Consider the following 7955-nt stretch of genomic DNA (forward strand, 5'->3'; position numbering starts at 1 on the left):
GTGCGTTCGTACGCACCGGGCCGCCGGTCGTCCACCAGGTGTCCCGGTGCGCGATGTCGTCCGGGTCGACGCGGGGCCCCGCGCGGAAGTCCGTTCCGATGGTGTGCGCGACCGGGATCAGTGCGGTCCGGATCACGCGCTCGTACGGGATGCCGAGCAGCTCGGCCGCTTCGCGCTCGTAGTGCGGGTGCGGTGTCGTCCAGGCGGTCCCGAGCCCTCGGAGCGGGGGCGGCCGGCAGGATCGATTCCCAGGTGTTCGCCCGGCCTGGGCGGCGAACTGCGGCACTCGGTGATCAGCGCGCGGTCCACCCGCCCGGTTCAGGTCGAGCCGTCTGCGGACGGCCCGGGTGGTGGTCAGTACCCCGCCGGCGTGAGATCGAGCGGCGGCATGGGGTTCCGTCCGTTCCTCAGCGGTCCTGACATGCGGCGTGAGGGCCGACGCTACGAAACCGTTCGTCTGCCAGTTAATCATCCGCATGAAGATTAGATGTTGCGGGATTGTGTCGCTTCGTCCTTCCTCGGGGGTCCCCGGGCAGTGAGTCACGTCACCCAGGGTGAGTTTCTCGGCATACATTCCGCCGTACCGGAGAGGTGTCCCGGCTGCTGGTGTGCCCCCATCCCGGTCCACCGGCGCGCGACAGTGCTCGGCCGGACCGGTGCGGAGCAATTCAGGCACGGAAGGCAGACCACTACATGTCGGCTCCCACATCGTCGGCCCCCACCGCGGTGACGCTCGAGACCCTCCACATCGACGGTGTCTGGGGCCCTGCCCGCTCCGGCGCCACCCGGGAGGTCCTCGACCCCGCGGACGCCACCGTCCTGGCGCTCGTGTCCGAGGGCGGCGTCGAGGACACCGACACGGCCGTGGCAGCCGCACGCCGCGCCTTCGACGACGGCCCCTGGCCCCACAAGCCCGTCGCCGAGCGCGCCGAGCTGCTGCGCGGGGTCGCCGGGCTCCTCCAGCGGGACCGCGAGGAGATCGCGATCACCGAGAGCCGCGACACCGGCAAGACCCTGGAGGAGGGCCGCGTCGACGTCGACGACGTCACCAACGCCTTCCGCTACTTCGCCGACCTCGTCATGAACGAGAGCGGCGGCCGGGTCGTCGACGCGGGCGACCCCGATGTGCACAGCGTCGTCGTGCACGAGCCGGTCGGCGTATGCGCACTGATCGCCCCGTGGAACTACCCGCTGCTCCAGGCCAGTTGGAAGATCGCCCCCGCACTCGCCGCGGGCAACACCTTCGTGCTCAAGCCCAGCGAGGTCACGCCGCTCTCCACCGTCCACCTGATGCGGCTGCTCGCCGAGGCCGGACTGCCCGACGGTGCCGCCAACCTCGTCACCGGCGCGGGCGACCCCGTCGGCGCACGGCTCTCCGAACACCCGGACGTCGACCTGGTCTCCTTCACCGGCGGACTCGCCAGTGGCACGAAGGTCGCCCAGGCCGCGGCGCCCACGGTCAAGAAGGTCGCCCTGGAGCTCGGCGGGAAGAACCCCAACGTCGTGTTCGCCGACGCTTGCGCCACCGACGAAGGCTTCGACACCACCGTCGACCAGGCACTGAACGCCGCGTTCTTCCACAGCGGCCAGGTCTGCTCCGCCGGGGCACGCCTCATCGTCGAGGAGCCCGTCCGCGACCGCTTCGTCACCGAACTCGCCCGCCGCGCCGACGCGATACGGCTCGGCCGGGGCACCGTCGACGGGGTCGAATGCGGCCCGCTCGTCTCCGCGCAGCAGCTCGCCAAGGTCGAGGCGTACGTGGCGTCCGCCCGCGAGGAGGGCGCCGTCGTCCGCTCCGGCGGAGCGCGCCCCGAGCCCTCGGACATCCGGCCCGCCGACGGCTACTTCTACCGGCCCACCGTCCTGGACGGCTGCCACCGCGAGATGAAGGTGGTCCGCGAGGAGACCTTCGGGCCGATCCTCACCGTCGAGACCTTCCGTACCGAGGAAGAAGCCATCACCCTGGCCAACGACACCGATTACGGTCTCGCCGGCGCCGTGTGGACCACCGACGCGGGCCGCGCCCGGCGGGTCGCGGGCCGGCTGCGGCACGGCACGGTCTGGATCAACGACTACCACCCCTACCTCCCGCAGGCCGAGTGGGGCGGCTTCGGCAAGTCCGGCACGGGCCGCGAACTCGGCCCCACCGGGCTCGCCGAATACCGCGAGTCCAAGCACATCTACCAGAACCTCAACCCGCGCCCGCAGCGCTGGTTCGCCGGCTGAGAGCAACCGCACCTGCCCGACCGGCTGTTCGCAGCACCACGCACACGCAAGCACCTTGCAGAAGGAGCAGTGACCGATGCCCCCGTCCCCCAGCACCGCACGCCCCGAACCTGTCGACTACGTGATCGTCGGAGGCGGTACAGCCGGTTCGGTCATCGCCTCCCGCCTCACCGAGGACCCCGACGTCACCGTCACCGTCATCGAGGGCGGACCGACCGACATCGACCGCGAGGACGTCCTCACGCTCCGCCGCTGGCTGGGTCTCCTCGGCGGCGACCTCGACTACGACTACCCGACCACGGAGCAGCCACGCGGCAACTCCCACATCCGGCACAGCCGCGCCCGCGTCCTCGGCGGCTGCTCCTCGCACAACACGCTGATCAGCTTCAAGCCGCTGCCCGGCGACTGGGACGAATGGGCCGAGGCCGGAGCCGAGGGCTGGCACGCCTCCGCCATGGACCCCTACTTCGACCGGCTGCGCAACAACATCGTGCCCGTCGACGAGAAGGACCGGAACGCCATCGCCCGCGACTTCGTCGACGCCGCCCAGGCGGCGGCCGGGGTCCCGCGCGTGGACAGCTTCAACAAGAAGCCGTTCCACGACGGCGTCGGCTTCTTCGACCTGGCCTACCACCCGGAGAACAACAAGCGTTCCTCCGCGTCCGTCGCCTACCTCCATCCGCACATCGAGGCCGGTGACCGCCCCAACCTCTCGATCCTGCTGGAGACATGGGCGTACCGCCTGGAGTTCGACGGCAAGCGGGCCACCGGGGTGCACGTACGCACCGGGGACGGCGAGGAGACACTCCTGCGCGCCACCCGTGAAGTGATCGTCTGCGCGGGCGCGGTGGACACCCCGCGACTGCTGATGCACTCCGGCGTCGGACCGGCGAAGGACCTCACCGAGCTCGGCATCCCGGTCGTCCACGACGCGCCGGGCGTCGGCGAGAACCTGCTCGACCACCCGGAGTCGGTCATCGTCTGGGAGACCGACGGGCCCATCCCGGAGAACTCCGCGATGGACTCCGACGCGGGCCTCTTCGTGCGCCGGGACCCCGGATCCAGGGGCCCCGACCTGATGTTCCACTTCTACCAGATCCCCTTCACGGACAACCCGGAGCGCCTCGGCTACGAGAAGCCCGAGCACGGCGTGTCGATGACCCCGAACATCCCCAAGCCGCGCAGCCGCGGCCGGCTTTACCTCACCAGCGCCGACCCCGAGGTCAAGCCCGCCCTGGACTTCCGCTACTTCACCGACGAGGACGACTACGACGGCCGCACCCTGGTCGACGGCATCAAGCTCGCACGTGAGATAGCGAAGACCGAACCGCTGGCCCACTGGCTCAAGCGCGAGGTGTGCCCCGGGCCCGAGGTCACGTCCGACGAGGACATCAGCGAGTACGCCCGCAAGGTCGCGCACACCGTCTACCACCCGGCCGGCACCTGCCGGATGGGAGCCGAGGGAGACCCGGCGGCCGTCGTCGACCCCCAGCTGCGCATCCAGGGCCTGGAGGGCATCCGGATCGCCGACGCGTCCGTCTTCCCGACCATGCCCGCGGTGAACCCCATGATCGGCGTCCTGATGGTGGGCGAGAAGTGCGCCGAGCTGCTCCGAGCGACCCCGACCACCGGAGGCGATGTCCGATGAGTGAAGCCGGAACCCCTGTGTTCAGCGTCCGGAACCTCTGGAAGGTCTTCGGGCCCAAGGCCGACCGCGTCCCCGGCGGTGAACTCGCCGACCTGTCCGCCACCGAGCTCCGCGAGCGCACCGGCTGCACCGCCGCGGTGCGTGACGTCTCCTTCGACGTCGAGAAGGGCGAAGTCTTCGTCGTCATGGGCCTGTCGGGCTCCGGAAAGTCCACCCTCGTACGCTGTCTGACCCGGCTCATCGAGCCCACCAGCGGCACCCTCGCCATCGACGGCGAGGACGTCCTGGCCATGGACACCAACCGGCTGCGCGAACTGCGCCGCCACCGCGCCGCGATGGTCTTCCAGCACTTCGGGCTGCTGCCGCACCGCACCGTCCTCGACAACGTCGCCTACGGCCTGGAGATCCAGGGCCTGGGCAAGGCCGAACGGCGCGCCAAGGCCGCCGAACTGGTCGAGAAGGTCGGCCTCGCGGGTCTCGAGGACCGTCGGCCCGCCCAGCTGTCCGGTGGTCAGCAGCAGCGCGTCGGGCTGGCCCGCGCACTCGCCGTCGACCCGTCCGTCCTCCTCTTCGACGAACCGTTCAGCGCGCTCGACCCGCTGATCCGGCGCGAGATGCAGGACGAGGTCGTCCGGCTGCACCGCGAGGAGGGCCGCACCATGGTCTTCATCACCCACGACCTCAGCGAGGCGCTCCGCCTGGGCACCCGCATCGCGCTGATGCGCGACGGCGGCATCGTCCAGCTCGGCACCCCCGAGGAGATCGTCGGCTCGCCCGCCGACGACTACGTGCGCGAGTTCGTCCGGGACGTACCGCGCGAACAGGTCCTCACCGTCGCCACCGCCATGCGGCCGCCGACCGCCGGTGAGGGCGACAGCGGGCCCGCTGTCCGTCCCGGGGCCACCGTCTCCGAAGCCATCGAGGCCGTCGCCCGCTCCGGCGACGCGGTCGCGCGCGTGACGGAGGACGGCAGGCTGCTCGGAGTCGTCGACCACGCGTGCCTGCTCGGTGTCGTCGCCGGGGCGGGCGGGGGCTCGGGAGCCCGTGAGGTGACCGTCTGATGGCCACCGCCCAAGCCACCACCCGCACCGCCTCCGGACCCCCGGGCGGCGGCCCGCTCGCCGCCCTGCGCGGCCGGCCCGCCCTCGGCAAGATCCTCCTGCTGCTGGTCATCGCCGCCGTCGCCGTCCCCTTCGCACACGCCCGCTGGGGCGGCGGAGTCTGGCCCGGCGCCCTGACCGTCGACCTGAGCGGACCGCTCGGCGAGGTCAACGACTGGATCATCGGCAACCGCGACAGCCACCCGCTGTTCCTCTACTTCTTCGGACACATCAGCAACGCCGTCGTCCTGTCGGTGCGCGGGGTCTACCTGGCGCTGCTCGCACTCGGCTGGGCCGGTGTCACCGCCGTCGCCGCCCTCGTCGCCTGGCGGACGGCCGGATGGCGCCTCGCGCTGACCGCCGGACTGTCCTTCCTCCTCTGCGGGCTGCTCGGCATGTGGGTGCCGACCATGCAGACACTGGCCCTGATGATCGTCGCGGTCCTCGCCTCCGTGGTGCTCGGACTGCTCCTCGGGCTCGCCGGAGGACTCTCGGACCGTACGTTCCGTGTCCTGCGTCCCGTCCTGGACACCATGCAGGTGCTGCCGGCCTTCGCCTATCTGCTGCCCGTCGTACTCGTCTTCGGCATCGGCGTGCCCGGCGCGGTCCTCGCGACCGTCGTCTACGCGGCTCCGCCGATGGCCAGGCTCACCGCGCTCGGACTGCGCGGAGCCGACCCGGGCGTCATGGAGGCCGTCGCCTCTCTCGGTGCGACCGGACGCCAGCGCCTGCTGAGCGCGAGGCTGCCGCTGGCCCGCAAGGAACTGCTCCTCGGCCTCAACCAGACCATCATGATGGCCCTGTCCATGGCCGTCATCGCGTCCGTCATCGGCGCCGGCGGGCTCGGCGACCGCGTCTACCAGGCGCTCTCCTCCGTCGACGTCGGCGCCGCGCTCGCCGCGGGCATCCCGATCGTGCTGCTGGCCGTCGTCCTGGACCGTACGACCGAGGCGGCCGGCCGGAAGGTCGGCACGGAACCCACCGGTCCCGCCGCCCTGCACGGGGCGCGCGGCTGGGGGCTCGCCGCGCTGATCGCCGCGGCCGTCGCCGTCGTGGGCCGCTTCACCGGCGGCCGGATCTGGCCCGAGGGCGGCATCGTCGCCATCGCCGAACCGGTCAACACCGCCAAGGACTGGATGGTCGACCACCTCTACACCGGCATCCCCGTCATCGGCGGAACCGCCGACTGGGCCGCCCACTTCACCAGCTGGATCCTCAACCCGCTCCGCGACGGACTGCTGGGTCTGCCCTGGTGGGCCGTGCTGCTGATCGTCGCCGCCCTCGCCTGGACCATCGGCACCTGGCGCACCGCGCTCACCGCCGTACTGGCCATGGCCGCCATCGGGGTGCTGGGTGTCTGGGACCTGTCGATGGACACGCTCAGCCAGGTCATCGCCGCCGTCGCCGTCACCCTGGTCCTGGGCTTCGGCATCGCCGTCGGCGCGGCCCGCAGCCGGCGAGTCGAACAACTGCTGCGACCCGTCCTGGACGTCTTCCAGACGATGCCGCAGTTCGTCTACCTCATCCCGGTCGTGGCCCTCTTCGGCGTAGGCCGCGCCCCCGCGGCCGCGGCGGCCGTCGTCTACGCGCTGCCCGCCGTCGTCCGCATCACGACCCAGGGGCTGCGGGGCGTCGACCCCGCCGCGATGGAGTGCGCCCGCTCGCTCGGCGCCACCAGCGGCCAGCGACTGCGCCAGGTCCAGATCCCGCTGGCCAGGCCCGCACTGCTGCTGGCCGTCAACCAGGGCGTCGTCCTGGTCCTCGCGGTCGTCATCATCGGCGGGCTCGTAGGCTCCGGCGCGCTCGGGTACGAGGTCGTGTTCGGCCTCGCCCAGGGCGACCTGGCCACCGGACTCGTCGCCGGCGCCGCCATCGTCTGCCTGGGACTGATGCTGGACCGTGTCACACAGCCCACCGCCCGCCGCCAGCGGAAGGAGAGCTGACATGGCTCGCACCCGGACCCGCGCCCGTCTCCGTACGTCCGCGATCGTCGCCTCCGCGGCCGCCCTGCTGGCCGTCACCGGCTGCGGCGCGGCGGACATGACCAAGCAGGCCTCCCCGTTCGCGGCCCCCGCGGACATCAAGACGGTGACCCTCTCCGTCCAGTCCTGGGTCGGAGCGCAGGCCAACGTGGCCGTCGCCCAGAAGATCCTCCATGACAAGCTGGGTTACCGCGTCGACCTCGTCCAGACGGACGAGGTGCCGGCCTGGGACGCCCTCAGCCAGGGCCGGGTGGACGCCATCCTGGAGGACTGGGGCCATCCCGACCAGGAGCAGCTGTACGTCAAGGACAAGAAGACCATCGTCCCCGGGGGCGATCTCGGAGTCACCGGCCACATCGGCTGGTACGTCCCCAAGTACTGGGCGGACGAGCACCCCGAGGTCACCGACTGGAAGAACCTCGACAAGTACGCCGACGAGCTGCGCACCGCGGAGAGCGGCGACAAGGGCCAGCTGATGGACGGTTCGCCGTCCTACGTCACCAACGACAAGGCGCTGGTGAAGAATCTCGGCCTGGACTACAAGGTCGTCTTCGCAGGCTCCGAAGCCGCGCAGATCACCCAGATGCAGCAGTTCGCCAAGGAGAAGAAGCCCTTCCTCAGCTACTGGTACCAGCCGCAGTGGCTGTTCAACGAGGTGCCGATGGTCGAGGTGAAGCTTCCGGAGTACTCCGACGCCTGCGCGGCCAAGGACCCGGCGGACATCGACTGCGCGTACCCGACGACCCCGCTCCAGAAGTACCTCAACGCGGACTTCTCGAAGCGGGGCGGGGACGCCGCGGCCTTCCTGAAGAAGTTCAAGTGGTCGGAGAAGGACCAGAACGAGGTCTCCGAACTGATCGCTTCCGAGCGGCTGTCGCCCGACGAGGCGGCGGACCGCTGGATCGAGGAGCACCCGGAGGCCTGGAAGAAGTGGCTGGTCCGGTGACCTGAGCCGAAGGGTTTCCGGCTCGTGGTCAGCCGCCGCGGCACCTGCCGCGG

Annotated in this window: 5 protein-coding genes and 1 pseudogene; 5 read left to right on the forward strand and 1 reads right to left on the reverse strand. The window is 71.1% G+C overall.

Translation table 11 applies throughout. The annotated features are described in order from the left end of the window. Positions 1-286, reverse strand: a pseudogene (locus tag ACFWFI_RS38350) (hypothetical protein); the annotation flags it as partial. Positions 287-693: 407 nt separating this feature from the next. Between ACFWFI_RS38350 and ACFWFI_RS38355 the strand changes: the two are divergent. The 5 genes from ACFWFI_RS38355 to ACFWFI_RS38375 all read left to right on the forward strand — a co-directional run bounded on the left by ACFWFI_RS38355 (position 694) and on the right by ACFWFI_RS38375 (position 7902). Further along, positions 694-2226 carry an aldehyde dehydrogenase family protein gene (locus tag ACFWFI_RS38355; RefSeq protein WP_387399753.1) on the forward strand — a complete coding sequence of 511 codons (1533 nt, stop codon included), beginning with the start codon at positions 694-696 and terminating at the stop codon, positions 2224-2226. A 76-nt stretch (positions 2227-2302) separates the two neighbouring features. Then, positions 2303-3874 (forward strand): GMC family oxidoreductase, encoded by a 1572-nt coding sequence (locus tag ACFWFI_RS38360; RefSeq protein ID WP_387399756.1) that lies wholly within the window; start codon positions 2303-2305, stop codon positions 3872-3874. After that, on the forward strand, positions 3871-4935 hold the full coding sequence (locus ACFWFI_RS38365) for a quaternary amine ABC transporter ATP-binding protein (RefSeq protein WP_387399759.1): 1065 nt from the start codon (positions 3871-3873) through the stop codon (positions 4933-4935). The genes ACFWFI_RS38360 and ACFWFI_RS38365 overlap by 4 nt, the downstream gene beginning before the upstream one ends. Next, complete coding sequence (locus ACFWFI_RS38370) at positions 4935-6917, forward strand: ABC transporter permease (RefSeq protein ID WP_387399762.1); 1983 nt, start codon at positions 4935-4937, stop codon at positions 6915-6917. The genes ACFWFI_RS38365 and ACFWFI_RS38370 overlap by 1 nt, the downstream gene beginning before the upstream one ends. Before the next feature lies 1 nt (position 6918). Further along, positions 6919-7902 (forward strand): ABC transporter substrate-binding protein, encoded by a 984-nt coding sequence (locus ACFWFI_RS38375; protein WP_387399765.1) that lies wholly within the window; start codon positions 6919-6921, stop codon positions 7900-7902. The last annotated feature ends 53 nt before the right edge of the window (positions 7903-7955 follow it).

It is taken from the genome of Streptomyces sp. NPDC060209 (assembly GCF_042728155.1).
GTDB lineage: Bacteria > Actinomycetota > Actinomycetes > Streptomycetales > Streptomycetaceae > Streptomyces.